Origin of the sequence: Mycobacterium sp. IEC1808 (assembly GCF_002101935.1) — a bacterium.
GTDB lineage: Bacteria > Actinomycetota > Actinomycetes > Mycobacteriales > Mycobacteriaceae > Mycobacterium.
Window position 1 is genome coordinate 57,694 of record NZ_LQPV01000028.1, and the last position, 25,166, is coordinate 82,859.

Here is a 25,166-nt window from a genome sequence, read left to right on the forward strand (position 1 = left end):
AGCTTAGCGACCCGCCGCGGGGGAACGGCAAAATAGACGCCATGACGTCGATGGGAGATCTTCTCGGACCCGATCCGATTCTGCTGCCGGGCGATAGCGACGCCGAGGCAGAGCTGCTGGCCAACGAGAACCCGACCGCCGTCGCCGCCGCGCACCCGTCGGCGTCGGTGGCCTGGGCCGCGCTCGCGGAGGAGGCCCTCGCGGAGGACAAGGCCGTCACCGCCTACGCCTACGCGCGCACCGGCTACCACCGCGGCCTGGACCAGCTGCGGCGAAACGGCTGGAAGGGCTTCGGCCCGGTGCCGTACGCGCACGAGCCCAACCGCGGCTTCCTGCGTTGCGTGGCGGCGCTGGCCAAGGCTGCCGACGCCATCGGCGAGACCGAGGAGAACCTGCGCTGCCTGGATCTGCTCGACGACTGCGACCCCGCGGCGCGCCAAGCGCTTGGCCTCTAAAAGCCTTCCTCACAGTCGCCGTGCCGGTCCGGCGGCTCGATCTGGACGGTGGCGTGGTCCAGCCCGCGCGCGGACAGCACCGCGCGCGCGTCCTGCAGCACCCGGGCGGAGTCGCCGTCGCTGGTGAGGTGCGCGGTGCACATGTCCTTGCCGGGCGACAGCGTCCACACATGTAGGTCGTGCACGTCGGTGACGCCGTCGACGGCACCGAGCGCGCCGCGCAGCTCCTCGACGTCGATGTGGGCCGGCGAGGCCTCGGACAGGATCCGCAGCGCGTCGCGGGCCAGCGAGACGGCCCGGGGCGCCACCCACAGCGCGACCAGCACCGCGACCACGACGTCGGCATACGGCCACCGTGTCGTCACGGTGACGATGCCGGCGATCAGCACGCCCAGGCTGCCGACGCTGTCGGCGACCACCTCCATGTAGGCGCCCTTGACGGCCAGGCTGCTCTCCGAGTGCGCCCGCAGCAGCACCGCGACGACCAGGTTGGCCAGCAGGCCGAGCAGGGCGACGACGATCATCGGCACGCCCGGGACCGACGGGGTTTCCTTGAGTCGCTGGATCGCCTCCCACAGGATGAACAGGGCCACCCCGATCAGCAACCCGGCGTTGGCGACGGCGGTGAACACCTCGGCGCGATGCCAGCCGTAGGTGCGCGCGGGCGACGAGCTGCCGCGCTTGGCCAGCATGACGGCGGCCAGGCCCATGAACACCGCGACGACGTCGGTGAGCATGTGCCCGGCGTCGGCCAGCAGCGCGATCGAGTTGATCAGCAGCGAGGTCGTGAGCTCAACGACGAAGAACCCCGCGAGGATCGCCGCCGCGGCGATCATGCGGGGGATCATCCGCGACGAGTCGCCCTCGGCGGGGGTGTGGTTGTGGCCGGCGCCCATAGCCAGCAATATATGCGTAATCGCGCATATATTGCAAGGGTCAGAGCCAGGCGCTCCAGAATCGGGTCAGCGAGTTGCCCGCGGCGACCAGCCAGTGCGGGATGCCGGAGAAATCGAACAGCCAGAGCACCACGCCGAAGAACCACTGGCTGCCCGCCAACAGCAGGAACAGCAGGATGAAAAAGCCCCACTGCTTGGCCGGGGCCAGCGCGCGCTGCGTCTCGGGGCTCAGGTGCGGTTCGAGGGCGTCGTACCCGTCCAGGCCCGGGACCGGCAGCAGGTTCAGCAACACCGCGGTGAGTTGGAGGAAGCCCAGGAAGGCCACGCCCGCCCACAGCACCGCGTGTTTCGGGTCGTACAGCAACCGCGTCGCCACCAGCAGCAGCACCGCCAGCACGAGATTGGCCGCCGGCCCCGCCAGGCTGACGATGGTCCGGCGGGCGGGCGTCATGAACCACGTCCGGACGTACACCGCCGCGCCGGGTAGGCCGATCCCGCCCAGCGCGACGACCACGATCGGCAGCAGCAGCGAGAGCGCGGGGTGGCTGTAGCGCCGCGGGTCCAGGGTCAGGTACCCGCGCACCGCGACGTCGTGGTCGCCGAATCGCCAGGCCGTCACCGCGTGCCCGAATTCGTGCAGGCACAGCGACACCAGCCAGCCGGCGATCACGAAGACGAACACTCCGGCATAGGACAGCGGCCGCACGCTTGACCCGGCCAGCCAGGCCAGCACGCCGCCGGCCGCCGTCAACGCGACCAGGGCAAGGAAGAGCGGGCTGGGCCGCACCGATTCGTGTTGCCGGGCGGGAAAGCTCACCGCTTGAAATTACCTTGATACCCGCCTCGGTTGCGGCCGCAGCGACCAGGAGGCGACGGTCAGGCCCATGAGTATCAGCGGACCGACCAGCGTCGTGGCGGCATCGCCGACCCAGAGATGCGACGCCGTCGCGCCGGCGTAGATAAACATCAGGCCCGCGTACGCCCATTCCTTGACCAGCGCCAGGCGCGGTGCCAGCAGCACCACCCCGGCCGATACGTAGCAGACGCCGAGGATGGTCATGAAGTACAGCGGATAGCCCAGGTGCGTCACCACTCCCGCGAACGGTTGCAGGCGCAGCGCGCCCATCACCCCGCCCACAAAACACTCGGCGGCGAGCAGGCTGGTCGTCGTCCAGTAGATCCAGTTGCGGCGGACGGAAGGTGTCATCGGCAAAGCCTCCTCACCACGTCGACACCCCGCGGGCCAAAAGTGTGACCGGTGGCAGCCGGTGCTAGCGGACCAGGAGCCACCCTTCGACGTTGCGGTAGAACGTCGATCGGCGTGCCGCCCGCGGCGCCGCGACCCCGTCACGCACGACGGTGACGCCGGTGCTGCCGAGCTGCGCGGCGCGGCCGGACACCCAGCGGCCCCTGCGTACCGAGGCCCGCAGGCCCGGCATGGCCAGCGTCGGCTCGATCCGCGCGGCTGCGACGTCGCCGTCGAACAGCGTGGTGTCGTCGACGACGGCCTCGCCGTGCACCACCGGCGCGCCGTCGGGCGGCAGCCAGCGCCCGCGGCCCACGATCACCGACCCGGTCTCGTCACGGATCAGCGTGACCCGCCGGGCGGAGCCGCGCCGGGCGCGCCGCGCCGCGCGCCGTCCGGCCGGGATCCGGTAGATCCGGGTGGCGGGCGTGCGCCGGGTCGGCACGTAGGCCAGCTCGACGTCGAGCCGCTCGGCGCGCAGCAACCGGGTCAGCACCGCGGCCAGGTCCGCGTCGGCGCCGACGACCACCAGCCGCCGGTATTGCTCGATCGCGGCGTCGACATCGCCCATCTGGACCGGCAGGCCGGTCAGCGCACGCGGCACCCGCCGCTCGCCGAAGACCAACACCCCGACGGCTTCCATGCTCGGTCGCAACCTCCTGGGACGGGGCTGGGATAGGGTGTGTCACCGGCTGGACCACAATAAGCAGGCTCGATCAGGTGGGAGCAACGTCATGCCGGCAATCGTCCTCATCGGCGCCCAATGGGGCGACGAGGGCAAAGGTAAGGCCACTGACCTGCTCGGCGGGCGCGTGCAGTGGGTGGTGCGCTATCAGGGTGGCAACAACGCCGGGCACACCGTCGTCCTGCCCACCGGCGAACACTTCGCCCTGCACCTGATCCCGTCCGGGGTGCTCACGCCCGGGGTCACCAACGTCATCGGCAACGGCGTGGTGGTCGACCCCGGTGTGCTGCTCGACGAGCTGAAGGGCCTCGAGGACCGCGGCGTCGACACCTCCAGGCTGTTGATCTCGGCCGACGCCCACCTGCTGCTGCCCTACCACGTCGCCATCGACAAGGTCACCGAGCGCTACATGGGCAACAAGAAGATCGGCACCACCGGCCGCGGCATCGGTCCGTGCTACCAGGACAAGATCGCCCGCCAGGGCATCCGGGTCGCCGACGTGCTCGACCCCGATCAGCTGACCCACAAGGTCGAAGCCGCCCTCGAGCTGAAGAACCAGATCCTGGTCAAGATCTACAACCGCAAGGCGCTCGACCCGCACCAGGTGGTGGACGCCCTGCTGGCGCAGGCCGAGGGGTTCCGGCACCGCATCGCCGACACCCGGCGGCTGCTCAATACCGCGCTGGAGGAGGGCGAAACGGTTCTGCTGGAGGGCTCCCAGGGCACGCTGCTCGACGTCGACCACGGCACCTACCCCTACGTCACGTCGTCGAATCCGACTGCGGGCGGCGCGGCCGTCGGCTCCGGGATCGGGCCGACCCGGATCACCGCCGTGCTCGGGATCCTCAAGGCCTACACCACCCGGGTCGGCTCCGGCCCGTTCCCCACCGAGCTATTCGACGAGAAGGGCGAATACCTGTCCAAGACCGGCGGTGAATTCGGTGTCACCACGGGGCGGCGCCGGCGCTGCGGCTGGTTCGACGCCGTGATCGCCCGCTACGCCACCCGTGTCAACGGCATCACCGACTTCTTCCTGACCAAGCTCGACGTGCTGTCCAGCCTGGAGACGGTGCCGGTCTGCGTCGGCTACCGGATCGACGGGGCGAGCATCAACGACATGCCGATGACCCAGAGCGACCTCGCCCGCGCCGAACCGATCTACGAGGAGCTGCCCGGCTGGTGGGAGGACATCTCGGACGCGCGGGAGTTCGATGACCTGCCGGCCAAGGCGCGCGATTACGTGTTGCGGCTGGAAGAGCTTGCGGGAGCACATGTTTCGTGCATCGGCGTCGGTCCCGGGCGCGAGCAGACCATCGTGCGCCGCGACGTCCTGGCGGCCCGCCCGTGACGGAACCCGACCCCAAAGAACTCGACCCGGAATACGAACACCACGGCGGTTTCCCCGAATACGGCCCGGCCAGCCCCGGCCCCGGATTCGGCCGATTCGTCGCGGCCATGCGCCAACTCCAGGACCTCGCGGTGTCCGCCGACCCCGGTGACGACGTCTGGGACGACGCCGCCGACCGCGCCGCCGCACTGGTCGAGGTGCTGGGCACCTTCCAGGCCGAGGAGGGCAAGGCTCCGGCCGGGCGCACGCCCGACCTGCCCGGCATGGGCAGCCTGCTGTTGCCGCCCTGGACATTGACCCGGTATGCGCCCGACGGCGTCGAAATGACCGGGTACTTCAGCCGGTTTCACGTCGGCGGCAACCACGCCGTGCACGGCGGCGTGCTGCCGCTGCTGTTCGACCACATGTTCGGGATGATCTCGCACGCCGCCGGGCGCCCGATCAGCCGCACCGCCTTCCTGCACGTCGACTACCGCAAGGTCACGCCGATCGACACGCCGTTGCTGGTGCGCGGGCGCGTCACCAGCACCGAGGGCCGCAAGGCGTTCGTCGCCGCGGAGCTGGTCGACGGCGACGACGCCTTGCTGGCCGAGGCCAACGGCCTGATGGTGCGGCTGCTTCCCGGCCAGCCCTAGGGTTTGCCGAACCGACCTATCCTTGAGCGGTGACTGACGGCTTGACCCAAGGACAGGACGACAAGACGACCGCGCTCGCCGTGTCGCCCCACGCTGCCCCCCAACCGCCCGAAGACCGCAGGCCGACGGTCCTGCTGCTCGGCTCTGGCGAGCTGAGCAGGGAGCTGGCGGTCGCGCTGCGCCACCTGGGCGCGCGGGTGGTCGCGGCGGACGGGCAGCCAAACGCGCCCGCACACGCCGTGGCCGACCAGTCGCTGACGCTCCCGCTCACCGACGGCGGCGAGCTCGCCAGGGCGATCCAACAGCTCCACCCGGACTTCGTGGTGACCGCGACGGACGCGGTCGCCGCCCAGGCCCTCGAGGCGCTGCCCGCGGAGCGCACCCAGCTGGTCCCCAACGCCCGCACCGTCCGGCTCACCTCCGACCGCGAGGCCCTACGCCGGATGGCCGCCGACGAGCTGGGGCTGCCGACCGCGCCGTTCTGGTTCGCCGGCTCGGTCGGCGAACTGCAGGCGGTGGCCGCCCACGCCGGCTACCCGCTGCTGGTGAAGCCCGTGTCGGGGCGGGGGCACTCGGTGGTCTCCGGGCCCGACGACATCGAACCGGCCTGGCAGCGCGCGCAGGGAAGTCCGACCGGGCGGGTACTGGCAGAGACGGTGGTCGAGGTCGACTTCGACGTCACCCTGCTCGTCGTGCGAAGCGAGGGCCCGAACGGTCCGCTGATCGAGTTCTGCTCACCCATCGGCCACCGCGACGTCGACGGCGCCGTGCTGGAATCCTGGCAGCCCCAGCAGATGAACGAGGCCGCGGTGGACGCGGCCAAGTCGATCGCCGCGCGAATCGTCAAGGCACTCGGCGGGCGCGGCGTCTTCGGCGTCGAGCTGATGATCAAGGGCGACGAGGTGTACTTCGCCGACGTCAGCGCGCGCCCGCACCCCAGCGTCTGGGTGACCCTGCGCAGCCAGCGGCTTTCGGCGTTCGAACTGCAGGCCCGGACCATTCTGGGACTGCCGGTGGACACCATGATGATGTCGCCGGCCGCCGCCCACGCGATCAATCCCGGGCTCGACGGCGGGCCGTCGGCCACCGACGCGCTGACCCGCGCGCTGCGGGTGCCGGAAAGCGATCTGCGCATCTTCGCGCGGGGCGCCGGGCCAGCCGGACGGGGCGTGGCGCTGGCCACGGCGCCGGAGGTGGCGGCGGCCCGCGACCGTGCCCGCGAGGCCGCGAACGCCCTGAATATGCGAGACTCACGCGGATGAGTTACGCAGGAGACATCACGCCCCTCGAGGCGTGGAAGCTACTGAGCGACAACCCCAACGCGGTGCTGGTCGACGTCCGCACCGATGCCGAATGGCGGTTCGTCGGCGTGCCAGACCTGTCCAGCCTGGGGCGCGACGTGGTGTACATCGAGTGGGTCACCGCCAACGGCGTCCCCAACGCGAACTTCGCCGACGAGCTGAAGAGCCACGTCCCCCCGGCGGACGAAGAGCGCCCCGTCATCTTCCTGTGTCGCTCGGGTAACCGCTCCATCGGCGCGGCCGAGGTGGCGACCCAGGTGGGCCTGACCCCCGCCTACAACGTGCTGGACGGTTTCGAGGGCCAGCTCGACGCCAGCGGACATCGCGGTGGAAACGGTTGGCGCGCGCTCGGATTGCCCTGGAAGCAGGGGTAGCAGCGATGGCCGACGACCAATCGGTCCGCACGCCCAAGGCGCTGCCCGACGGCGTCAGCCAGGCCACCATCGGCGTGCGCGGCGGTCTGCTCCGATCCGGTTTCGAAGAGACCGCCGAGGCGATGTACCTGACCTCCGGCTACGTCTACGAGTCGGCGGCCGTCGCCGAGCGGTCGTTCACCGGCGAGCTGGACCATTTCGTCTACTCCCGCTACGGCAACCCGACCGTCACGATGTTCGAGGAGAGGTTGCGCCTGATCGAGGGGGCGCCCGCGGCGTTCGCCACCGCGAGCGGCATGGCCGCGGTATTCACCTCGCTGGGCGCGCTGCTGGCCGCCGGTGACCGGCTGGTCGCGGCGCGCAGCCTGTTCGGGTCGTGCTTCGTGGTGTGCAACGAGATCCTGCCGCGGTGGGGGGTCGAGACCGTCTTCGTCGACGGCGACGACCTCGCGCAGTGGGAGCGGGCCCTGTCGGTGCCCACTCAGGCGGTGTTCTTCGAGACCCCGTCCAACCCGATGCAGTCACTGGTCGACATCGCCGCTGTGACCGACCTCGCTCACGCAGCGGGCGCGAAAGTGGTGCTGGACAACGTCTTTGCCACCCCGCTGCTGCAGCAGGGTTTCCCGCTCGGGGTGGACGTGGTGGTGTACTCCGGTACCAAGCACATCGACGGACAGGGCCGGGTGCTGGGCGGCGCCATCCTGGGCGACAAGGAGTACATCGACGGCCCGGTGCAAAAGCTGATGCGGCACACCGGCCCGGCGATGAGCGCGTTCAACGCCTGGGTGTTGCTGAAAGGCCTTGAGACCATGGCGGTTCGGGTCGAGCACAGCAACGCGTCCGCGCACCGCATCGCGGAGTTCCTCGAGACCCATCCCGCGGTGAGTTGGGTGCGCTACCCCTACCTGACGTCGCACCCGCAATACGACCTGGCCAAGCGCCAGATGACCGGCGGCGGGACGGTGATCACCTTCGCGCTCGACTGCGCCGAAAGTGCCGCCAAACAGCGGGCTTTCGAGGTGCTGGACAAACTGCGGCTGATCGACATCTCCAACAACCTGGGCGACGCGAAATCCCTTATCACGCACCCGGCGACCACGACGCACCGCGCCATGGGCCCGGAGGGTCGCGCCGCGATCGGGCTGGGCGACAACGTGGTTCGCATCTCCGTCGGGCTGGAAGGCACCGACGACCTGATCGCCGATATCGATCAGGCCCTGAGCTAGCCGGCCTGCTTCTCGGCGGCCTCGATGCGTTCGGCCGCGGCCAGCGTTCCCTCCTGCGCCTGCTTCTCCACCCAGTCCACCACCGGCCGGGCGTACATCATCTGGCTGGTGATGGCCATCTGGCCCCGCGTGCGGCCCAGGAAGGAGATGCCCCAGGAAAACATGGCGGCAATGCGGTTGCGGAACCCGACCAGGTACAGCAGGTGCAGCAGCAGCCACGCCAGCCAGGCGATGAAGCCGCCGAACGCCAGCTTGCCGACCCTGGCGACGGCGCTGTAGCGAGAGATCAGCGCCATGCTGCCCTTGTCGAAGTAGTTGAACGGCTTGCGGTTGGCCGGGTCGTCGTGGCCCTTGACGGCCTGCTTGATCAGCGCGGTGGCGTAGTGCGCCCCCTGAATCGCGCCCTGGGCCATGCCCGGTACGCCGGGCACCGACATCAGGTCGCCGACCACGAACACGTACGGGTGGCCCTTGACGGTGAGGTCGGGCTCGACGATCACCCGGCCGGCGCGGTCGGTTTCGGTGCCGTCGGACTGTTCGGCGATCATCTTGCCCAGCGGGCTGGCCTGCACGCCGGCCGCCCACACCTTGCACGCGCATTCGATGCGGCGCTCGCTGCCGTCGGAGTCCTTGACCGTGATGCCCATGTAGTCGACCGCGGTCACCATGGCGTTGAGCTGGACCTCGACGCCCATCTTCTCCAGCCGCCGCTGCGCCTTGAGGCCCAGCTTTTCACCCATGGGCGGCAGCACCGCGGGCGCCGCGTCGAGCAGGATGACCCGGCAATCGCTGGGCGTGATGGTCCGAAAGGCGCCGGCCAGCGTGCGCTCGGCGAGTTGGACGATCTCGCCGGCCAGCTCGACTCCCGTCGGCCCCGCCCCGACCACCACGAACGTCAGCCGGCGTTGCCGCTCGGCCGGGTCGGTGGCGACCTCGGCGGCCTCGAAGGCGCCGAGGATTCGGCTGCGTAGCTCCAGGGCGTCGTCGATCGACTTCATGCCGGGCGCGAACGCGGCGTAGTCGTCGTTGCCGAAATAGGACTGCTGCGCGCCGGCGGCCACGATCAGGCTGTCGTAGTGCGTGACGGTCTCCATCCCCATCAGGTGCGACGTGACCGTCTGCGCCTTCAGGTCGATCGCCTCGACCTCACCCCACAACACCCGGACGTTCTTCTGCTTGCGCAGGATCAGCCGGGTGGTGGGCGCGATGTCGCCTTCGGACAGGATCCCGGTGGCCACCTGGTAGAGCAGCGGCTGGAAAAGGTGAGTGGTGGTCATCGAGATCAGGGTGACGTCGACATCGGCCCGCTTGAGCGACCGCGCCGCGTTCAACCCCCCGAATCCGCTCCCGATGATGACGACGTGATGGCGCGACATGCCTACCCCTTCGTGTCGTGGTCCCCGCGGCCCGTCACCAGCCTATGTGGTCGGCGGGCCCGACCACGGCCAGCTTCCAGTCTTGATCTTGCGCCGAGCAGACCACATCAGAACCGAGCCCGCACCGATCGCGAGGACGCCACCGGACGTCCACAGATAGTTCGGCCTCGCTTCGCTCGCCGTATAGGCCACGTCGGTGCCGCCGCGACTGCGAAAAAGATGAACATCCATCTGTGATCCGACTCCATGACGTCGGTCGTAGTCTCCGACGATCGGGACCGTGTTCGACTTTCCGCCGACGCCCGACCTGCCGTAGCACCTTTCGTGGTCCCCGTGCAGCGAGGTGTGCGCCTCACAATGATCGATCGTCACCGTCGTAGGTGTGCCGAGCCGATAGGCAACGGCGTGCATCACACCTAACTCGATACCGAAGGCCAGCCCCGCGAACACACAAATGCCGCCGAGCACCACGGTGACCCACGCCCCTATGCGCGATGGCCTACCAGGACGACCCCGCAACCCGTCCATCAGGAAATGGTCCCACCTAGAACGGCCACGCCGCGGCGTTGGTCTTGTACTTCCCGTTGAGTTGGTTGCAGAAGTCGTCGTTGGTGCCGGCCAGGAAGATGTAATAGGCCTCCGCATTGCTGCGGCGGCTGTCGAAGGAATTGGGCGTCGTCCAGCCGCTGTTGCACGCCGCGGTGTCCGAACCCGTGGTGGGCTTGCGCCAATTGGTCTTGGCGCAGGCGTTCAGGGCGTCGACGTTGGGGGTGGCGCTCTTCGCGGCGACGAGCATCGCGCCGCCCCACAGCCCGTCATTGCGCCGGTAGGCGCGCGCCCCGAATCCCGCGTTGTTGGTCTGGCAGGCCAGCGCCCGCTTGAGCAGCCCGAAGGGGGCGGCAAGCTGCGGATTGCTGACCCCGGCCGAAGCCGTGATGAATTGGGCCGCGTCCGAGCCGTCGACCTCCTGGACATTCGGGTTGCCGAGGCCGGTCAGCTGCTGCGCGATCCCGGTGTTGTTGCCCCCGCCGATGATCGGTCCGCCGCCGCCGGTCGTCAGCGCGGGCAGCGTGACGGGATCGGCGGTTGCGACGGGAGCGGACAGGGCCAGTCCGCAGGCGGCGAACAGAACGCCGAACCGGTACAGGGCAGATCTCATAGCGGGACTCCTCTCAGCGGAACGCGTCGCTGCCGGTGAACGCTTGGCCGAGGACGAGCTGGTGCATCTCGGGTGTGCCCTCGTAGGTCAGCACCGATTCCAGGTTGACCATGTGCCGGATGACGGGATATTCCAGCGATATCCCGTTGCCGCCCAATATGGTTCGGGCGGTGCGGCAGATCTTGATCGCCTCGCGGGTGTTGTTGAGCTTGCCGAAGCTGACCTGTTCGGGGCGCAGCCCGACGCTGTCCTTGAGGCGGCCGAGGTGCAGCGACAGCAGCTGCCCCTTGTGCAGTTCGACCGCCATGTCGACGAGTTTGGCCTGCGTCAGCTGGAATCCGGCGATCGGGCGCCCGAACTGGGTGCGCTGCGTGGCGTAGTCGAGCGCGGCCTGCCAGGCCGACCGCGCCGCGCCCATCGATCCCCAGATGATTCCGTAGCGCGCCTCCGACAGGCACGACAGCGGGCCGCGCAACCCCGTCGCCGCGGGCAGCAGCGCGTCGGCGGGCAGCCGCACGTCGTCGAGCACCAGCTCGCTGGTGATCGACGCGCGCAGGGACAGCTTGTGGTGGATGGTGTTGGCGGCGAAGCCCGGCGTCTTGGTCGGCACTAGAAATCCCCGAATCCCACGGGATTCGCCCTCGTCCGTGCCGGCCCACACGATCGCCACGTCGGCGACCGAGCCGTTGGTGATCCACAACTTTCGCCCGTTCAGCACCCAGTCCGAACCATCTTGGCGCGCACGGGTTTTCATCGCCGCCGGATCGCTGCCGACATCGGGTTCGGTCAGCCCGAAGCAGCCCAGCAGTTCGCCGGCGGCCATGCCGGGCAGCCACTGCTGCTTCTGCTCCTCCGACCCGAACTTCCAGATCGCGAACATCGCCAGCGACCCCTGCACGGAGACCATCGACCGGATGCCGGAGTCGGCGGCCTCCAGCTCGGTACAGGCCAGGCCGTAGTGCACGGCCGAGGCGCCGCCACAGCCGTAGCCGTGCAGATGCATGCCGAGCAGCCCGAGCTGGCCGAACTGCTTGGCCAGCTGGCGGACCGGAAGATCGCCGATCTCGAACCACTCGGCGATATAGGGGAGGACGTGCTCGGCGCAGAACTTGCGCACCGTGTCGCGCACGGCGAGCTCGTCCTCGGACAGGGAGGCGTCCAGGCCCAGCGGGTCGTCCCGGTCGAACGCCGGAGGTGCGTCAGTGCTCATGGGACCAGCCTGCCACCCGGTAGTCTCGCGGCATGCGGAGGCTCCGGTGGATGGCCTACCTGTTCGTCGATGTCGTCGCCGTGCTCGTGTTCTGCGCCGCCGGACGCCGCAGCCACGCCGAAGGGCTCACCCTGGGCGGCCTCGCGACCACGGCCTGGCCGTTTCTGGCGGGAACCGTCGTCGGGTGGCTGCTCTCCCGCGGTTGGCGGCGGCCGACCGCCGTCGCCCCCACCGGCGTGATCGTCTGGCTGTGCACCGTCGCGATCGGCATGCTGCTGCGCAAAGCCAGCTCGGCGGGCGTGGCGGCGAGCTTCGTAGTGGTCGCCGCGTCGGTAACCGCGGTCCTGTTGCTCGGCTGGCGGGCCGCCGTGGGCGCGGCCCTGCGGCGCCGCTCCAACGCCTGAGCGGATCATGGCACCCGCCAGCTGGAACCCGGCCGCCGGCGACGGCCTGACCACCACGTTCGACGCCGTCGTTAGGGCCGTGGCCACGAACAAGGGCCTCCTCGAGGACCCGTTCGCCGAGCCGCTGGTGCGCGCCACCGGCGTGCCGTACTTCACCCAGGTCATCGACGACGAGCGATACGCCACCGACGACGGCGGTCACCCCATCACGACGGGGCTCATCCACGTCCAGGCCGCGTACGGACGGTTCCTCGACGAGTTTCTCGCCGATGCCGGCCGCTCCGGCATTCGCCAGGTGGTGATCCTGGGATCGGGCCTGGACACCCGGCCGTACCGACTGTGGTGGCCGCCGGGCACGACGGTGTACGAGATCGATCGCCCGGACGTCCTCGATTTCAAGGCCGGGGTGCTGCGGGGGCTGGACGCGCGGCCGGGCGCGCACCGCCGCGAGATCGGCGTCGACCTTCGCCATGATTGGCTGGCGGCGCTGCGCCGGGCCGGTTTCGACGCCGCGACGCCCACGGTCTGGATCGCCGAGCAACTACTCGTCGGCTACCTGCCGCCGGACACCCAGCACCGGTTGCTGCAGGTCGTCACCGAGGCGAGCGCGCCCGGCAGCCGCTTCTCCGCCGATCACATGGCGAGCTGGACACCGGAACGGCAGGCGGCGCGGCAGGCCTTCGTGGACGGCTGGCGACGGCGCGGCCTGGACATCGACCTGGCCAGCCTGACCTACCCGGGCGAATACCGCTTTGTCCCCGAATATCTGGCGGCGCACGGCTGGAAGACGGCCAAGCGGAATGTGGTCGAGTTGTTCGCCGGCCTGGGGTTGGCCGAATTGTGGCGCGGCCGCCCGGAGCACGTGGAACTGCTCCCCGGGTATGTCACGGCATCGCGCGTTTAGCTATTCCGGCGACCGGCCAGCTCGTTAAGTGGATTAAAGGTTCACTTGCTGAAGTTCCATCCGCGCCTGCCGTCGCTCCGAATGACTTGTGTTCAAGCCGAAGACGGCGCCCATGGGCGTCCGAAGACGAAGGAGTCGAAACGCAATGATGAGCACCAGCGCGAAAACGCTTGCCGCGGCGGGTCTTGCGGCCATCGCCGTCGCCGCGGGGCCGACGGTTACGGCCACAGCTGACAACCCGAGTGACCTGATCGGGACGGGTTGCGCGGACTATGCCAAGCAGAATCCGAGCGGTCCGGGGTCCGTGATGGGAATGTCGCGCGACCCGGTGGCGACGGCGACGTCGAACAACCCGATGTTGACGACCCTGGCCGCGGCGCTGTCGGGGAAGCTGAATCCGAACGTGAACCTGGTCTCGACCCTCAACAACGGCCAGTACACGGTGTTCGCGCCCACCAACGCCGCGTTCGACAAGCTGCCGGCGGGGAGCGTCGACAAGCTGAAGACGGACTCGCAGCTGCTGACCAGCATCCTGACGTATCACGTCGTCCAGGGGCAGCTCAGCCCGGCGGTGATCGGCGGCGTCCACCCGACGGTGCAGGGCGCGCCCCTCACCGTGGCCGGTCAAGGCAACGACCTGAGGGTGAACAACGCGGGCCTGGTCTGCGGTGGGGTGCACACGTCCAACGCGACGGTCTACATGATCGACACGGTGCTGATGCCCCCCGGCCAATAGGCAATAGGGCAGACCCCCCGCTGGGTGGAATGGGCGCGCGTCGGAAACGTTAGATGAATACGTGACGCCCACTACCCGGCTCGAGTTCGTCGCGGCCACCCACGACGACCCCTTGGCGCGGCCGCTGCTGGCCGAGCTGGCCGTCGAGTACGCGGAGCGCTACGGAGGTACGCCGGACAGGCACCTGGCGTGGCTGCCGGTGCCGGCGGGTGAGCTGGCGCCGCCCGACGGCGGCTTGCTCATCGGTGTCGTGGGTGGCGTGGCGGTCACCGGCGGGGCGTTCCGGCGCTTCGACGCCGACACCGCCGAGCTCAAGCGGATCTGGACCGACAGCGCCCATCGGCGCCGCGGGTATGCGCGGGCGCTGCTGGCGGCGCTGGAGGCGGAGACCGCCGCGCGGGGTTACCGGCGGCTGTATTTGATCACCGGCAATCGCCAGCCCGAGGCCGAGGCGCTGTACGACGCGACGGGGTACACCCGCATCGCCCCCGCCGAGCCGCTGCCCGACTGGGGACCGTTCCGGCCGATCGCCTTCGAGAAGCGGCTGCCATGACGGGTCAATTTCACCTGGGCGTCGCGCTCGACGGATACGGCTGGGACCCGCACGCGTGGCAGGTCACCCTCGCCGCCGACCCGGAGACGCCGTCGGTGCTCGGCGGTCCTTACTGGGCCGACTTGGCGGCCACGGCGGAGCGCGGGCTGCTGGACTTCCTCACCATCGACGACAGCTTGATGCCCCAGGTCGGGCGAAGCTCCCGGATCCATCCGGACCGGCTCACCGGCCGCGCCGACGCCGTCCTGGTCGCGGCCCGCATCGCCCCCGCCACGCGACACATCGGGCTGGTCCCCGTGGCCACGGTCACCCATACCGAGCCTTTTCATGTCTCCAAATCCGTTGCCACGCTTGACTTTGTGTCGCACGGGCGGGCCGGCTGGCAGCCGCGGGTGAGCGCCACCGCGCACGAGGCGGCGCTATTCGGCCGCCGTGACGTGTCCGAGTTCCCCCTCTTCGAGGAGGCCGTCGAGTACGTCGACGTGGTCCGCCGGTTATGGGACAGCTGGGAGGACGACGCAATCATCCGCGACGTGAGCACCGGGCGCTACGTCGACGTGGATAAGCTGCACTACATCGACTTCACCGGAAAGTACTTCTCGGTCAAGGGGCCTTCGATCACGCCGCGCCCACCTCAGGGCCAGCCCGTGGTGGCCGCGCTGGCGCATGTCGGCCCCGCCTACGAGTTCGCCGCGTCCGGCGCCGACGTCGTCTTCGTCACCCCCACCGACGGCGAGTCGGTGCAACGGATCATCGCGGAGGTGCGCGCGGCGGGCGGCACCCACCTGAAAGTCCTTGCCGACGTGGTGGTTTCGTTCAACCGCGCGGCCGACTTCCGCTCCGACGCGCTCGTGTTCACCGGGGGCGCAACGGAATTGGTTGAGCTGCTGCTGGATTGGCAGCGGCTGGGCGTCGACGGCGCACGCCTCCGCCCCGCGGTCAACGCGATCGACCTGCCGGTGATCGTCGACGAGGTGGTGCCGCTGCTGCAGCGGGCCGGGCTTTTCCGCACCGGCTATCGCGAGGGTGAGACCCTGCGCGCTCGCCTCGGCCTGCCGGTGGCGCCCAATCGCTATGCGGCGGTAAACCGATGACCCCGGTACCCCTGTCGATCCTGGACCTGGCCCCGATCAGCGCGGGCAGCGACGCCGCGACCGCCCTGCGCAACACCATCGACCTGGCCCAGCGCGCCGAGCGGTGGGGCTACCGCCGGTACTGGCTCGCCGAACACCACTTCGTGGGCGTGGCCAGCTCAGCGACGGCCGTGCTGATCGGCCAGATCGCGGCCGCCACCAACAGCATTCGGGTCGGATCGGCCGCCATTCAGCTCGGGTACACCACTCCGGTCGCGGTGGTCGAGAGCTTCGGGATGCTCGAGGCCTTCTATCCGGGCCGCATCGACCTGGGCGTCGGACGGGGACAGCGACGCGACACCGGGTTCAAGCCGAAGTCGCCGTCGGCCAAGTCCCGCCCGCCGCGGCAGTGGCACGAGGTCGACGGCGTGGTGGTCCCGCTGCCGTTCGACCTCCGCGGGCTCCTCGACAAGGAACGGGTGCAGGCGACCATGGGAATCCTGCAACAGCCCGGGGCGGTGGCGCCCGGCTTCGCCGAGCAGCTCGCCGACATCATCGCGATGCTGGACGGCACCTACGAGGTCGAGGGTTTCGACGTGCACGCGGTTCCGGGAGAGCGATCCGGGTTGACCCCGTGGATCTTCGGCAGCACCCGGGGTGAAAGCGCCAAGCTTGCCGGTGCGCGGGGTTTACCGTTCGTCGCCAGCTACCACATCACCCCGGCGACGGCGCTGGAGGCGATCGAGGCCTACCGGGCCGCCTTCGTCCCGTCGGTCGCGTTCGAGCGGCCCTACGTCGTGGTCTCCGCCGACATCGTGGTGGCCGACGACACCGCCACCGCAAGGCATCTGGCGTCCAGCTACGGGCATTGGGTCTATTCCATCCGGACGGGGGTGGGCGCCGTACCCTATCCCGATCCCGACGACTGCCCCCCGCTCACCGAGGAGCAGCTGCCGGTGGTCAAAGACCGGCTGGAAACGCAGTTCGTCGGCGATCCGGACGAGGTCGCCGAGCGGCTGTCCGCGCTGCAACGCGTCACCGGTGCCGACGAACTCGTCGTCACCTCCGTCACCCACCGGCACTCCGACCGGCTGCGCTCGCACGAACTGATCGCCAAGCGGTGGGGGATCAGCGGATGAGCGTGCGGAAGGGCAAGCAGCGCAAGCCGATTCACCTGGCCGCCCACTTCCCGGGCGTCAACAACACCACGGTGTGGACCGACCCGAGTTCGGGCAGCCAGATCGAGTTCGAGTCTTTCGTGCACCTGGCCCGCACCGCCGAACGCGGGTTCTTCGACTTCTTCTTCCTCGCCGAGGGGCTGCGGCTGCGGGAGCACCGCGGCCGCATCTACGACCTGGACGTGGTGGGCCGCCCGGACACCTTCACCGTGCTGGCCGCGCTCGCGGGTGTCACCGACCGGATCGGGCTGACCGGAACCATCAACACCACCTTCAACGAACCCTTCGAGGTGGCAAGGCAATTCGCCTCGCTCGACCACCTCTCCGGCGGCCGCGCCGGCTGGAACATGGTGACCTCGTCGGACGCCTTCACCGGCGCCAACTTCCGCCGCGGCGGTTTCCTGGACCATGCCGATCGGTACTCGCGGGCCGAGGAGTTCCTCGCCGTGGCCCGCCAGTTCTGGGACAGCTGGCAGGCCGACGCCGTGCTGGCCGACGTCGGGGCGGGGGCCTATGCCGATCCCGACCGGATCCGAAGCGTCGAACACCGCGGCCCCCAGTTCGACGTGCGCGGGTTCGCCACGCTGCCGGCGGGGCCGCAGGGTCATCCGATATTGCTGCAGGCCGGCGACTCCGCCGACGGCCGCGCGTTCGGCGCCCGCAACGCCGACGCCCTGTTCACGCTGCACTCGTCGCTTCAGGACGGGCAGCGCTACTACGCCGACGTCAAGGGCCGCGCCGCGTCGTTCGGCCGGGATCCCAACCGGCTCAAGGTCTTTCCCGCGGCGACGTTCGTCATCGGCGACACCGATGCCGAGGCGCAGGACCGGGCGCGGCACATCCGCTACCAACAGGTCAGCGGCGCGACGGCGATCGCGATGCTCGAGCAGGTGTGGGGCCGCGAGCTATCCGACCACGACCCGGACGGCCCGCTGCCGGACTTCGACCCCGTGGTCGACAGTGCCATCACCCAGGGCCGGGTGCGGCACGGCGACCCCGTTGCCGTCGCCCGCAGTTGGCGCGAACGCGCTTTAGCCGAGAACCTCTCGATCCGCGAGCTGGTCATCGCGGTCACCAGCCGCCAGCAGTTCGTCGGCACGCCAACGCGAATCGCCGACGAGATCGACACCTACATCCAGGCCGACGCGTGTGACGGTTTCATCCTGGTGCCGCACCTGACGCCGCACGGCCTCGACGAGTTCGTCGACCGGGTGGTGCCGGTGCTGCAGGAGCGCGGCGCGTTCCGCACCGAGTACTCCGGCGAGACGCTGCGAGAGCACCTGGGGCTGTAGCGCTACTTGTGGTAGGCGTCGTCCTGGATGACCTTCACGCCGCGCCAGCCCCAATAGACGCAATGGCGCTGGATGAGCCCGTCGGCGATCTCCATGACCTCGACGAAATCCATTTGCTCCCCGTCGGGCGTTTCCCGCGGGTATTCGAAGATCATCGTTCGCGCACCGTCGGTGAGATAGCCGCTGCGGTAGTAGGTGCGCAACGGTGGCTTACGGGCGGCGACGCGCTCGAGCAGCGGCCGCAACTCGCTGTGCCCGCGGACTATTCCGGTTTCGGTGCCCAAGGTCAGCGGCACCGCGGGACTCTCCAAAACGGCATCGGGGGCGTAGAGCGCCAGCAGCGCGTCGACGTCGTCCTCGCTGAGCGCCTTGTCCCACTCGTGGTAAATGCGTTCGGCCGCTTGCGGGAAACTTTCGTTGTCTGCCATGTCCCTCGGATACCCGATCGGCCCGCAAGTCATTGCGGCTCGACCAGCGCGGCGAGCTTGTCCAGCGCGATCCGGGTGCCCAGCTCGTTGTCCTGCGGGGCAACTCCGGCCGGGAGGCCCTGATGCAGCATCGCCACGTCGGTGCCGCCGTCGGCCTCGGCCAGGGTCGTGGTGATCCGCATCAGCCCGCCCAGGGCCGGATCGGCCGTCTCGAACTCAAGCTCCTCGACCACCCGCTCGTCGGGCACCAGCTCGACGAACCGACCGTGGTAGGTGTCGGTGGCCGCGGCGGTCTTGCCCCGCCGGTCGGGCGATTCGTACGTCAGCGACATCCGGAACCGGCCCCCTACGCGGGCGTCGAATTCGTGCACGACGGCGCTCATGCCGTCGGGGACTCGCCACGCCGCAACGGCGTCCGCGTCGACGAGCGCCCGGTACACCGCCTCCGGCGAGGCGCGGATGCGCCGGACGACGCGGGTCTGCGTCATTGCGCCCGCTTCAGCGCAGCTTCCGTCGCCTCGCGGATCGGGCCGCGCCACACGTCGCCGTGACCGGGCAGCAGCGCCTCGGTGTTCAACAGGGCCAGCGCGTTCAGGCTGCGCAGGCAGTTCGCCTGGCTGTGGCTGAACACCGCCGGCAGCAGCTGCGGCCCGCGGTGCCGCAGCAGCGGGTGGCCGGTGATCAGCGCGTCGCCGCTCACCAGCACGCCGTCGACGACATACGAGCAGTGCCCGCTGGTGTGCCCCGGCGTGGGGACGGCCGTCGGGTGGCCCGGCAGCCCGGCCGCCACCTCGGCGGTCAGCGGCCGCGTCGAGGGGATGCCGTCGCGGATCAGCCCCCCGCTGCGCACCACGTGCAAACCCCACACCGCCCAGCGCGGCCGCCAAATGCGAAGCGCCACTTCGAAAACCGAGACCTGCTCCAAATACTCCCGCTTGGCGTGGCCCACCTCGTCGGCATGGCAGTACACCGGGGTGCCGTGCTCGGCGGCGAACCCGATCGCCGAGCCCAGGTGGTCGATGTGGGCGTGCGTCAGCAAGATGGCGCGCACGTCGCCCGGCGCGTAGCCCAGCTGGCGCAGCGAGGCCAGCACGTCCTCGCGGTCCCCGGGGTAGCCGGCGTCGATCAACATCACGCCCGCCCCGTCGACCACCAGCGTCCAGTTAACCGCCGGGCCCTGGGCGAGGTACACCGTGTCGGTGACTTGGACGAGCTGCACCATGCAGGCGAGTCTAGGAGCCCGGGGAGGAGTAGAAATAACCCGTGGCTGAACTCAAACTTGGATACAAGGCGTCCGCCGAACAATTCGCACCGCGTGAGCTCGTCGAACTCGCTGTCGCCGCCGAAGGTCACGGCATGGACAGTGCAACCGTCAGTGACCATTTCCAGCCGTGGCGGCACGAGGGCGGGCACGCCCCGTTCTCGCTGGCCTGGATGACCGCCGTCGGCGAACGCACCAAGCGGATCGTCCTGGGCACCTCGGTGCTCACCCCGACGTTCCGGTACAACCCCGCCGTCATCGCGCAGGCCTTCGCCACCATGGCCTGCCTGTACCCCAACCGCGTCTTCCTCGGGGTCGGCACCGGCGAGGCGCTGAACGAGATCGCCACCGGATACGAGGGCGACTGGCCGGAGTTCAAGGAGCGGTTCGCGCGGCTGCGCGAGTCGGTGCGGTTGATGCGGGAGCTGTGGCGCGGCGACCGCGTCGACTTCGACGGCGAGTACTACCGGCTCAAGGGCGCCTCGATCTACGACGTGCCCGAGGGCGGCGTCCCGATCTACGTCGCCGCCGGCGGACCAGCGGTGGCCAAGTACGCGGGACGGGCCGGCGACGGGTTCATCTGCACCTCCGGCAAGGGCGAGGAGCTGTACAAGGACAAGCTGATCCCGGCCGTGCAGGAGGGCGCCGCGGCCGCCGACCGCAACGTCGACGACATCGACAAGATGATCGAGATCAAGATCTCCTACGACCCGGACCCCGACCTGGCGCTGGAGAACACCCGGTTCTGGGCGCCGCTGTCGCTGACGGCCGAGCAGAAGCACAGCATCGACGACCCGATCGAGATGGAGAAGGCCGCCGACGCGCTGCCGATCGAGCAGGTCGCCAAGCGCTGGATCGTGGCGTCGGACCCCGACGAGGCGGTCGAAAAGGTCGGGCAATACGTGGCGTGGGGCCTCAACCATCTGGTGTTCCACGCGCCGGGCCACGACCAGCGCCGGTTCCTGGACCTCTTCGAAAAGGACCTGGCCCCCAGGCTGCGCCGACTTGGCTGAAACCGGGCCTTCTTCGAAGGCCATCTACATCGCCGCGCCAGAGCCGGAGACCGGCAAGTCGACGATCGCCCTGGGGCTGCTGCACCGGCTGACCGCGACCGTCGCCAGGGTCGGCGTGTTCCGCCCCATCACCCGCCTCGGCGAGGACCGCGACTACATCCTCGAGCTGCTGCTCGAGCACACCACCGCGGGCCTGTCCTACGAGCAGTGCGTCGGCGTGACCTACCAGCAGCTGCACGCCGACAGCGACGCCGCGATCGCCGGCATCGTCGACTCCTATCACGCGATGGCCCAGTCCTGCGACGTGGTGGTGATCGTCGGGAGCGACTACACCGACGTGACGCGGCCCGCCGAGCTCTCCGTCAACGCGCGCATCGCGGCGAACCTCGGGGCGCCGGTGCTGCTGGCGGTCAGCGGCAAGGGCCGGACCCCGACGGAGATCGCCGGCGTCGTCGAGGTTTGTCTCGCCGAGCTCGCCGCCCAGCACGCCCACACCGCGGCGGTGGTGGCCAACCGGTGCGATCCGGCGGACCTGGCGGACGTGGCGGAAGCGTTGTGCGCGTTCACCCAGCGCAGCTACGTGCTGCCCGAGGCGCCCCTGCTGTGCGCGCCGACGGTGGCCGAGCTGGAGCGGGCGGTGGGCGGGACGCCGGTCAGTGGCGAGGCGTCGCTACGCGAGCGCGAGGTCACCGACGTGCTGGTCGCCGGGATGACCGCCGACCACGTTCTGGAAAGGCTGCGCGACGGCATGGCGGTAATCACCCCGGGCGACCGCTCCGACGTGGTGCTCGCCGTGGCCAGTGCCCATGCGGCGGAAGGGTTTCCGTCGCTGTCGTGCCTGGTGCTCAACGGCGGGTTCGAGCTGCACCCGTCCATCGCGGCGCTGGTCTCCGGCCTGCGGCTGCGGCTGCCCATCATCGCCACCGCGCTGGGCACCTACGACACGGCCAGCGCGGCCGCCTCGGCCCGTGGCCGGGTCACCGCGATGTCGCAGCGCAAGATCGACACCGCGCTCGAGTTGATGGACCGCCACGTCGACATCGCGGATCTGCTTACCCAGCTGACGATTTCGGTGCCGACCGTGATCACCCCGCAGATGTTCACCTACCAATTGCGGCTGCGGGCCAGGGCGGACCGCAGGCACATCGTGCTGCCCGAGGGCGACGACGACCGCATCCTGCGCTCCGCCGGCCGCCTGCTGCAACGCGGCGTCGCCGACCTGACCATCCTGGGCGACGAGGCCCAAATCCGGCTGCGCTCGGCCGAACTCGGGGTGAACCTCGACGGCGCGCAGGTGATCGACCCGCTGGCGAGCGAGCTGCTTGGTCAGTTCGCCGACCAGTACGCGGAGCTGCGCAAGGCGAAGGGCATCACCGCCGAGCACGCCCGCGAGATCATGCGCGACGCCACGTATTTCGGCACCATGCTGGTGCATAACGGCGCCGTCGACGGCATGGTGTCGGGCGCCGCCCACACCACCGCGCACACCGTCCGGCCGGCGTTCGAGATCATCAAGACGGTTCCGGACGTCTCCACGGTCTCCAGCGTCTTCTTCATGTGCCTGCCCGACCGTGTCCTGGTGTACGGCGACTGCGCGATCATCCCGAACCCGACCTCCGAGCAGCTCGCCGACATCGCGATCAGCTCGGCCCGCACCGCCGCGCAGTTCGGCATTGAGCCGAGGGTGGCCATGCTGTCGTACTCGACCGGCGACTCCGGCAGCGGCGCGGACGTTGACAAGGTCAGGACGGCAACGGATTTGGTGCGCCAGCGGGATCCGAAGCTGCTGGTCGAGGGGCCCATCCAGTACGACGCCGCGATCGAGCCGTCGGTCGCGGCCACCAAGCTGCGGGATTCGCCGGTGGCCGGTCACGCCACGGTGCTGATCTTTCCGGACCTCAACACCGGCAACAACACCTACAAGGCGGTGCAGCGCAGCGCCGGGGCCATCGCGATCGGCCCGGTGCTGCAGGGGCTGCGCAAGCCCGTCAACGACCTGTCCCGCGGCGCGCTGGTAGAAGACATCGTGAACACCGTGGCGATCACCGCGATCCAGGCGCAGGCCGTCCATGGCTGACACGGGCCGCCTCGTGCTGGTGATCAACTCCGGCTCGTCGTCCCTGAAATACCAACTGGTGGAACCGGATTCGGGCACGGCGCGGGCATCGGGCCACATCGAGCGGATCGGCGAGGACGGCTCCGGGGTTCCCGACCACGAGGCCGCGCTGCATCGCGCCTTCGACACCCTGGCCGGGGACGGCATCGACCTGCGGACCTGCGGGCTGCTGGCGGTCGGGCACCGGGTGGTGCACGGTGGCAACGAGTTCTACCGGCCGACGCTGATGGACGACGCGCGGATCGCCGCGCTGGGCAAGCTGTCCGAACTGGCCCCGCTGCACAATCCGCCCGCGCTCAAGGGAATCGAGGTGGCGCGCAAGCTACTGCCCGACTTTCCCCACGTGGCGGTGTTCGACACGGCGTTCTTCCACGACATGCCTCCGGCCGCGGCGACCTACGCCATCGACCGCGACGTGGCCGAGCGTTGGCAGATCCGCCGCTACGGGTTCCACGGCACGTCGCATCGCTACGTCAGCGAACAGGCCGCGGCCTTCCTGGACCGGCCGCTCGGGCGCCTGAAACAGATTGTGCTGCATCTGGGTAACGGTTCCTCGGCGTCGGCCATCGCCGGCACCCGGCCGATCGACACCTCGATGGGCCTGACACCGCTGGAGGGCCTGGTGATGGGCACCCGCAGCGGCGACATCGACCCCAGTATCGTCAGCTACCTGTGGCACCGGGCCCAGATGGGCGTCGACGAGGTCGAGGCCATGCTCAACGAGCGGTCCGGGGTTCTCGGGCTGGCCGGCGAGCGGGACTTCCGGCGTCTGCGATCCATGATCGAATCCGGCGACGGCGCAGCGCAATTGGCCTACAGCGTGTTCATTCACCGGTTGCGCAAGTACATCGGTGCCTACCTGGCGGTGCTGGGGCACACCGACGTCATTAGCTTCACCGCCGGGATCGGCGAAAACGACCCGGCGGTGCGTCGCGATGCCGTGGCGGGCCTGGAAGAGCTGGGCGTGGTGCTGGACGAGCGCCGCAACCTCAGCGGGGGCCGGGGCGCGCGGCAGATCTCTAAGGAATCGTCGCCGATCGCCGTGCTGGTGATACCGACCAACGAAGAACTGGCCATCGCCCGCGACTGCGTGCGCGCGCTAAGCGGTTAGGAACCCCAGGCTCTTTCGTCCGGCCCCGACCGAGGGTGTGGGATCGGTCCCGACGGTTCGGTCCAGCAGTTCGTGGTAGACGTCGCGAAAGTCCGTGGTGTACTTTAGGTCCCCGTTGTCGAGGTCGGTGAGGCTGGGTTCCTCGCCGTAGAACCCGCCTTTAACGGGTCCGCCGCGCGCCCCCGCGACGAAGACCGGACCGGCGGTGCCGTGGTCGGTGCCCTGCGAGGCGTTGGCGTGGACGCGGCGGCCGAACTCCGAGTACGCCATCACGACCACGTTCGGATCGCCCACCTGCTGCAGGAATGGCGCGACCGCCTCGTCGAAGCTCTGCAAGAGGCGCTGCTGGGTTTCGCGCTCGTCGGCGTGGGTGTCGAAGCCGCCGAGTTGCACCGTGTAGACCCGCGTCGGGACGCGGGCCTTCACCGCGCCGGCGACCACGTCCAGCTGCGCGGCGAGCGAATTGCGGCCCTTGGCAGCGGGTTTGACCGATTCGAACGCGCTGTTGGCGGTCCGCGCGGCGCGGTACGCCTTGCGCACGGCGGCCATCGCCGGGGTGTCATCGGGGTCGTCGGCGCCCAGCGCGGCCATGATGCCGTCGAATTGCTGGGCCTTGCCGGCCGCCCCGCCCGGCGAAAGCGCTGCCGCCGTGCACTTTTCGCCGACCGCCAGCGGCGGCAGCACGGGACCGACGTTGACCGCGCGCAGCGGGTCGTCGCCGGTGGCGTCGAGCCAGCGGCCGATCCAGCCGGTCGAGACCGGTTCGGTTGGCGACGCCGTCTGCCAGATGTCCATCGACCGGAAGTGGCTGTGGTCGGGCTTGGAGTAGCCGACGCCGCGCACGATGGCGAGCCGGCGTTGGTCCCACAGTTGGGCCAGCCCCTTCATCGCCGGGTTGAGCCCGAGCCGCTCGTCGAGGTGGATCACGTCGCCCGGGGCGTAGGCGAGCTCCGGGCGCGCGTCGTGATATGCGTTGTCGCCGTACGGGATCAGCGTGTTGATGCCGTCGTTGCCGCCGTACAGCGTAATGACTACCAGCACGCCGGCGCCCTCGGGCAGGGGCCGGTCGTGGGCCGCCCGCATCAGGTCGGGCCATTCGACGGCCACCGCCGTCGAGAGCAGGCCGGCCGCGCCGACGCCCGCGCTGGCGATCAGGAATTTGCGGCGATTGATCTCGGGCATGCGC

At 69.7% G+C, this 25,166-nt stretch carries 28 protein-coding genes; 16 read left to right on the top strand and 12 right to left on the bottom strand.

All coding sequences use genetic code 11. The annotated features are described in order from the left end of the window. Positions 1 to 41: 41 nt before the first annotated feature. The gene (locus tag AWB92_RS16735; RefSeq protein ID WP_068184818.1) at positions 42 to 455 is read left to right on the top strand and encodes a DUF3151 domain-containing protein; all 414 of its coding nucleotides are present in this window, start codon (positions 42 to 44) and stop codon (positions 453 to 455) included. On the opposite strand, the gene AWB92_RS16740 is transcribed toward AWB92_RS16735, so the two are convergent. The 4 genes from AWB92_RS16740 to AWB92_RS16755 all read right to left on the bottom strand — a co-directional run bounded on the left by AWB92_RS16740 (position 452) and on the right by AWB92_RS16755 (position 3,240). Next, the gene (locus tag AWB92_RS16740; RefSeq protein ID WP_085187431.1) at positions 452 to 1,351 is read right to left on the bottom strand and encodes a cation diffusion facilitator family transporter; all 900 of its coding nucleotides are present in this window, start codon (positions 1,349 to 1,351) and stop codon (positions 452 to 454) included. The two genes, AWB92_RS16735 and AWB92_RS16740, sit on opposite strands and share 4 nt — an antisense overlap. A 40-nt stretch (positions 1,352 to 1,391) precedes the next feature. Then, the gene (locus tag AWB92_RS16745; RefSeq protein WP_085187434.1) at positions 1,392 to 2,168 is read right to left on the bottom strand and encodes a site-2 protease family protein; all 777 of its coding nucleotides are present in this window, start codon (positions 2,166 to 2,168) and stop codon (positions 1,392 to 1,394) included. Positions 2,169 to 2,177: 9 nt separating this feature from the next. Continuing rightward, positions 2,178 to 2,558 (bottom strand): DoxX family protein, encoded by a 381-nt coding sequence (locus tag AWB92_RS16750; protein WP_085187437.1) that lies wholly within the window; start codon positions 2,556 to 2,558, stop codon positions 2,178 to 2,180. Positions 2,559 to 2,622: 64 nt separating this feature from the next. After that, a complete protein-coding gene (locus AWB92_RS16755) occupies positions 2,623 to 3,240 on the bottom strand; it encodes a peptidase M50 (RefSeq protein ID WP_085187440.1) in 618 nt (205 codons plus the stop codon). 91 nt (positions 3,241 to 3,331) lie between these two features. Here AWB92_RS16755 and AWB92_RS16760 point away from each other — a divergent pair, with 91 nt between their 5' ends. The 5 genes from AWB92_RS16760 (at position 3,332) to AWB92_RS16780 (ending at position 8,166) form a co-directional block, all read left to right on the top strand. Then, positions 3,332 to 4,630 (top strand): adenylosuccinate synthase, encoded by a 1,299-nt coding sequence (locus AWB92_RS16760; RefSeq protein ID WP_068184799.1) that lies wholly within the window; start codon positions 3,332 to 3,334, stop codon positions 4,628 to 4,630. Next, entirely contained in the window at positions 4,627 to 5,265 is a 639-nt protein-coding gene (locus AWB92_RS16765; protein ID WP_085187443.1) for a PaaI family thioesterase, read from the top strand. Before AWB92_RS16760 ends, AWB92_RS16765 begins: the two co-directional genes overlap by 4 nt. A gap of 80 nt (positions 5,266 to 5,345) precedes the next feature. Continuing rightward, positions 5,346 to 6,527 carry a formate-dependent phosphoribosylglycinamide formyltransferase gene (gene purT, locus AWB92_RS16770; RefSeq protein ID WP_241523495.1) on the top strand — a complete coding sequence of 394 codons (1,182 nt, stop codon included), beginning with the start codon at positions 5,346 to 5,348 and terminating at the stop codon, positions 6,525 to 6,527. Further along, a complete protein-coding gene (locus tag AWB92_RS16775; RefSeq protein WP_085187449.1) occupies positions 6,524 to 6,940 on the top strand; it encodes a rhodanese-like domain-containing protein in 417 nt (138 codons plus the stop codon). The genes purT and AWB92_RS16775 overlap by 4 nt, the downstream gene beginning before the upstream one ends. A 5-nt stretch (positions 6,941 to 6,945) precedes the next feature. Beyond that, positions 6,946 to 8,166, top strand: a complete 1,221-nt coding sequence (locus AWB92_RS16780) for an O-succinylhomoserine sulfhydrylase (protein ID WP_085187452.1) — start codon at positions 6,946 to 6,948, stop codon at positions 8,164 to 8,166. Here the strand turns inward: AWB92_RS16780 and AWB92_RS16785 are convergent. From AWB92_RS16785 to AWB92_RS16800, 4 genes are all read right to left on the bottom strand, one after another. Further along, positions 8,163 to 9,542 (bottom strand): NAD(P)/FAD-dependent oxidoreductase, encoded by a 1,380-nt coding sequence (locus tag AWB92_RS16785; RefSeq protein WP_085187455.1) that lies wholly within the window; start codon positions 9,540 to 9,542, stop codon positions 8,163 to 8,165. The genes AWB92_RS16780 and AWB92_RS16785 overlap by 4 nt on opposite strands. A gap of 42 nt (positions 9,543 to 9,584) precedes the next feature. Continuing rightward, entirely contained in the window at positions 9,585 to 10,013 is a 429-nt protein-coding gene (locus AWB92_RS16790; RefSeq protein WP_085187458.1) for a hypothetical protein, read from the bottom strand. A 73-nt stretch (positions 10,014 to 10,086) separates the two neighbouring features. Beyond that, positions 10,087 to 10,701 carry a hypothetical protein gene (locus tag AWB92_RS16795; protein WP_085187461.1) on the bottom strand — a complete coding sequence of 205 codons (615 nt, stop codon included), beginning with the start codon at positions 10,699 to 10,701 and terminating at the stop codon, positions 10,087 to 10,089. A 13-nt stretch (positions 10,702 to 10,714) separates the two neighbouring features. Next, positions 10,715 to 11,911 (bottom strand): acyl-CoA dehydrogenase, encoded by a 1,197-nt coding sequence (locus AWB92_RS16800; RefSeq protein ID WP_085187464.1) that lies wholly within the window; start codon positions 11,909 to 11,911, stop codon positions 10,715 to 10,717. A 32-nt stretch (positions 11,912 to 11,943) separates the two neighbouring features. Between AWB92_RS16800 and AWB92_RS16805 the strand changes: the two genes are divergently transcribed. From AWB92_RS16805 to AWB92_RS16835, 7 genes are all read left to right on the top strand, one after another. Continuing rightward, a complete protein-coding gene (locus AWB92_RS16805; protein ID WP_085187467.1) occupies positions 11,944 to 12,315 on the top strand; it encodes a DUF3054 domain-containing protein in 372 nt (123 codons plus the stop codon). 7 nt (positions 12,316 to 12,322) lie between these two features. Beyond that, a complete protein-coding gene (locus AWB92_RS16810; protein ID WP_085187470.1) occupies positions 12,323 to 13,219 on the top strand; it encodes an SAM-dependent methyltransferase in 897 nt (298 codons plus the stop codon). A gap of 145 nt (positions 13,220 to 13,364) precedes the next feature. Beyond that, positions 13,365 to 13,955, top strand: coding sequence for a fasciclin domain-containing protein (locus tag AWB92_RS16815; protein ID WP_085187473.1), 591 nt, complete (start codon positions 13,365 to 13,367; stop codon positions 13,953 to 13,955). Positions 13,956 to 14,016: 61 nt separating this feature from the next. Continuing rightward, on the top strand, positions 14,017 to 14,508 hold the full coding sequence (locus AWB92_RS16820; RefSeq protein WP_085187476.1) for a GNAT family N-acetyltransferase: 492 nt from the start codon (positions 14,017 to 14,019) through the stop codon (positions 14,506 to 14,508). Beyond that, the gene (locus AWB92_RS16825; RefSeq protein WP_085187480.1) at positions 14,505 to 15,602 is read left to right on the top strand and encodes an LLM class flavin-dependent oxidoreductase; all 1,098 of its coding nucleotides are present in this window, start codon (positions 14,505 to 14,507) and stop codon (positions 15,600 to 15,602) included. Before AWB92_RS16820 ends, AWB92_RS16825 begins: the two co-directional genes overlap by 4 nt. After that, a complete protein-coding gene (locus tag AWB92_RS16830) occupies positions 15,599 to 16,720 on the top strand; it encodes an LLM class flavin-dependent oxidoreductase (RefSeq protein ID WP_085187483.1) in 1,122 nt (373 codons plus the stop codon). The genes AWB92_RS16825 and AWB92_RS16830 overlap by 4 nt, the downstream gene beginning before the upstream one ends. Further along, positions 16,717 to 18,051, top strand: coding sequence for an NtaA/DmoA family FMN-dependent monooxygenase (locus AWB92_RS16835; protein ID WP_085187486.1), 1,335 nt, complete (start codon positions 16,717 to 16,719; stop codon positions 18,049 to 18,051). The genes AWB92_RS16830 and AWB92_RS16835 overlap by 4 nt, the downstream gene beginning before the upstream one ends. Before the next feature lie 2 nt (positions 18,052 to 18,053). On the opposite strand, the gene AWB92_RS16840 is transcribed toward AWB92_RS16835, so the two are convergent. Genes AWB92_RS16840 through AWB92_RS16850 form a run of 3 tightly spaced genes read right to left on the bottom strand, consistent with a single transcriptional unit; the run spans position 18,054 to position 19,701 of the window. Beyond that, on the bottom strand, positions 18,054 to 18,479 hold the full coding sequence (locus AWB92_RS16840; protein ID WP_085187489.1) for a nuclear transport factor 2 family protein: 426 nt from the start codon (positions 18,477 to 18,479) through the stop codon (positions 18,054 to 18,056). A gap of 29 nt (positions 18,480 to 18,508) precedes the next feature. Further along, positions 18,509 to 18,967: an SRPBCC domain-containing protein gene (locus AWB92_RS16845; RefSeq protein ID WP_085187492.1), complete on the bottom strand. Its 459-nt coding sequence runs from the start codon at positions 18,965 to 18,967 to the stop codon at positions 18,509 to 18,511. Beyond that, positions 18,964 to 19,701 carry an MBL fold metallo-hydrolase gene (locus AWB92_RS16850; protein ID WP_085187495.1) on the bottom strand — a complete coding sequence of 246 codons (738 nt, stop codon included), beginning with the start codon at positions 19,699 to 19,701 and terminating at the stop codon, positions 18,964 to 18,966. The genes AWB92_RS16845 and AWB92_RS16850 overlap by 4 nt, the downstream gene beginning before the upstream one ends. Positions 19,702 to 19,742: 41 nt before the next feature. On the opposite strand from AWB92_RS16850, the gene fgd reads away from it, so the two are divergent. The 3 genes from fgd to AWB92_RS16865 are packed head-to-tail and all read left to right on the top strand — an operon-like array spanning position 19,743 to position 23,980. Beyond that, positions 19,743 to 20,753, top strand: coding sequence for a glucose-6-phosphate dehydrogenase (coenzyme-F420) (gene fgd / locus AWB92_RS16855; RefSeq protein ID WP_085187498.1), 1,011 nt, complete (start codon positions 19,743 to 19,745; stop codon positions 20,751 to 20,753). Next, positions 20,746 to 22,830, top strand: coding sequence for a phosphate acetyltransferase (gene pta / locus AWB92_RS16860; protein ID WP_085187501.1), 2,085 nt, complete (start codon positions 20,746 to 20,748; stop codon positions 22,828 to 22,830). Before fgd ends, pta begins: the two co-directional genes overlap by 8 nt. Next, positions 22,823 to 23,980, top strand: coding sequence for an acetate kinase (locus AWB92_RS16865; RefSeq protein WP_085187504.1), 1,158 nt, complete (start codon positions 22,823 to 22,825; stop codon positions 23,978 to 23,980). The genes pta and AWB92_RS16865 overlap by 8 nt, the downstream gene beginning before the upstream one ends. Here AWB92_RS16865 and AWB92_RS16870 read toward each other — a convergent pair. Next, the gene (locus AWB92_RS16870) at positions 23,969 to 25,162 is read right to left on the bottom strand and encodes a DUF1501 domain-containing protein (RefSeq protein WP_085187507.1); all 1,194 of its coding nucleotides are present in this window, start codon (positions 25,160 to 25,162) and stop codon (positions 23,969 to 23,971) included. The two genes, AWB92_RS16865 and AWB92_RS16870, sit on opposite strands and share 12 nt — an antisense overlap. Positions 25,163 to 25,166 lie beyond the last annotated feature (4 nt).

Bases quoted from the DNA above. Each gene is read 5' to 3' on its own strand.
- AWB92_RS16735 (WP_068184818.1), top strand. From the start codon at position 42: ATGACGTCGATGGGAGATCTTCTCGGACCCGATCCGATTCTGCTGCCG.
- AWB92_RS16740 (WP_085187431.1), bottom strand. From the start codon at position 1,351: ATGGGCGCCGGCCACAACCACACCCCCGCCGAGGGCGACTCGTCGCGG.
- AWB92_RS16750 (WP_085187437.1), bottom strand. From the start codon at position 2,558: ATGACACCTTCCGTCCGCCGCAACTGGATCTACTGGACGACGACCAGC.
- AWB92_RS16755 (WP_085187440.1), bottom strand. From the start codon at position 3,240: ATGGAAGCCGTCGGGGTGTTGGTCTTCGGCGAGCGGCGGGTGCCGCGT.
- AWB92_RS16760 (WP_068184799.1), top strand. From the start codon at position 3,332: ATGCCGGCAATCGTCCTCATCGGCGCCCAATGGGGCGACGAGGGCAAA.
- AWB92_RS16775 (WP_085187449.1), top strand. From the start codon at position 6,524: ATGAGTTACGCAGGAGACATCACGCCCCTCGAGGCGTGGAAGCTACTG.
- AWB92_RS16780 (WP_085187452.1), top strand. From the start codon at position 6,946: ATGGCCGACGACCAATCGGTCCGCACGCCCAAGGCGCTGCCCGACGGC.
- AWB92_RS16785 (WP_085187455.1), bottom strand. From the start codon at position 9,542: ATGTCGCGCCATCACGTCGTCATCATCGGGAGCGGATTCGGGGGGTTG.
- AWB92_RS16795 (WP_085187461.1), bottom strand. From the start codon at position 10,701: ATGAGATCTGCCCTGTACCGGTTCGGCGTTCTGTTCGCCGCCTGCGGA.
- AWB92_RS16800 (WP_085187464.1), bottom strand. From the start codon at position 11,911: ATGAGCACTGACGCACCTCCGGCGTTCGACCGGGACGACCCGCTGGGC.
- AWB92_RS16805 (WP_085187467.1), top strand. From the start codon at position 11,944: ATGCGGAGGCTCCGGTGGATGGCCTACCTGTTCGTCGATGTCGTCGCC.
- AWB92_RS16810 (WP_085187470.1), top strand. From the start codon at position 12,323: ATGGCACCCGCCAGCTGGAACCCGGCCGCCGGCGACGGCCTGACCACC.
- AWB92_RS16815 (WP_085187473.1), top strand. From the start codon at position 13,365: ATGATGAGCACCAGCGCGAAAACGCTTGCCGCGGCGGGTCTTGCGGCC.
- AWB92_RS16825 (WP_085187480.1), top strand. From the start codon at position 14,505: ATGACGGGTCAATTTCACCTGGGCGTCGCGCTCGACGGATACGGCTGG.
- AWB92_RS16830 (WP_085187483.1), top strand. From the start codon at position 15,599: ATGACCCCGGTACCCCTGTCGATCCTGGACCTGGCCCCGATCAGCGCG.
- AWB92_RS16835 (WP_085187486.1), top strand. From the start codon at position 16,717: ATGAGCGTGCGGAAGGGCAAGCAGCGCAAGCCGATTCACCTGGCCGCC.
- AWB92_RS16840 (WP_085187489.1), bottom strand. From the start codon at position 18,479: ATGGCAGACAACGAAAGTTTCCCGCAAGCGGCCGAACGCATTTACCAC.
- AWB92_RS16845 (WP_085187492.1), bottom strand. From the start codon at position 18,967: ATGACGCAGACCCGCGTCGTCCGGCGCATCCGCGCCTCGCCGGAGGCG.
- AWB92_RS16850 (WP_085187495.1), bottom strand. From the start codon at position 19,701: ATGGTGCAGCTCGTCCAAGTCACCGACACGGTGTACCTCGCCCAGGGC.
- AWB92_RS16865 (WP_085187504.1), top strand. From the start codon at position 22,823: ATGGCTGACACGGGCCGCCTCGTGCTGGTGATCAACTCCGGCTCGTCG.
- AWB92_RS16870 (WP_085187507.1), bottom strand. From the start codon at position 25,162: ATGCCCGAGATCAATCGCCGCAAATTCCTGATCGCCAGCGCGGGCGTC.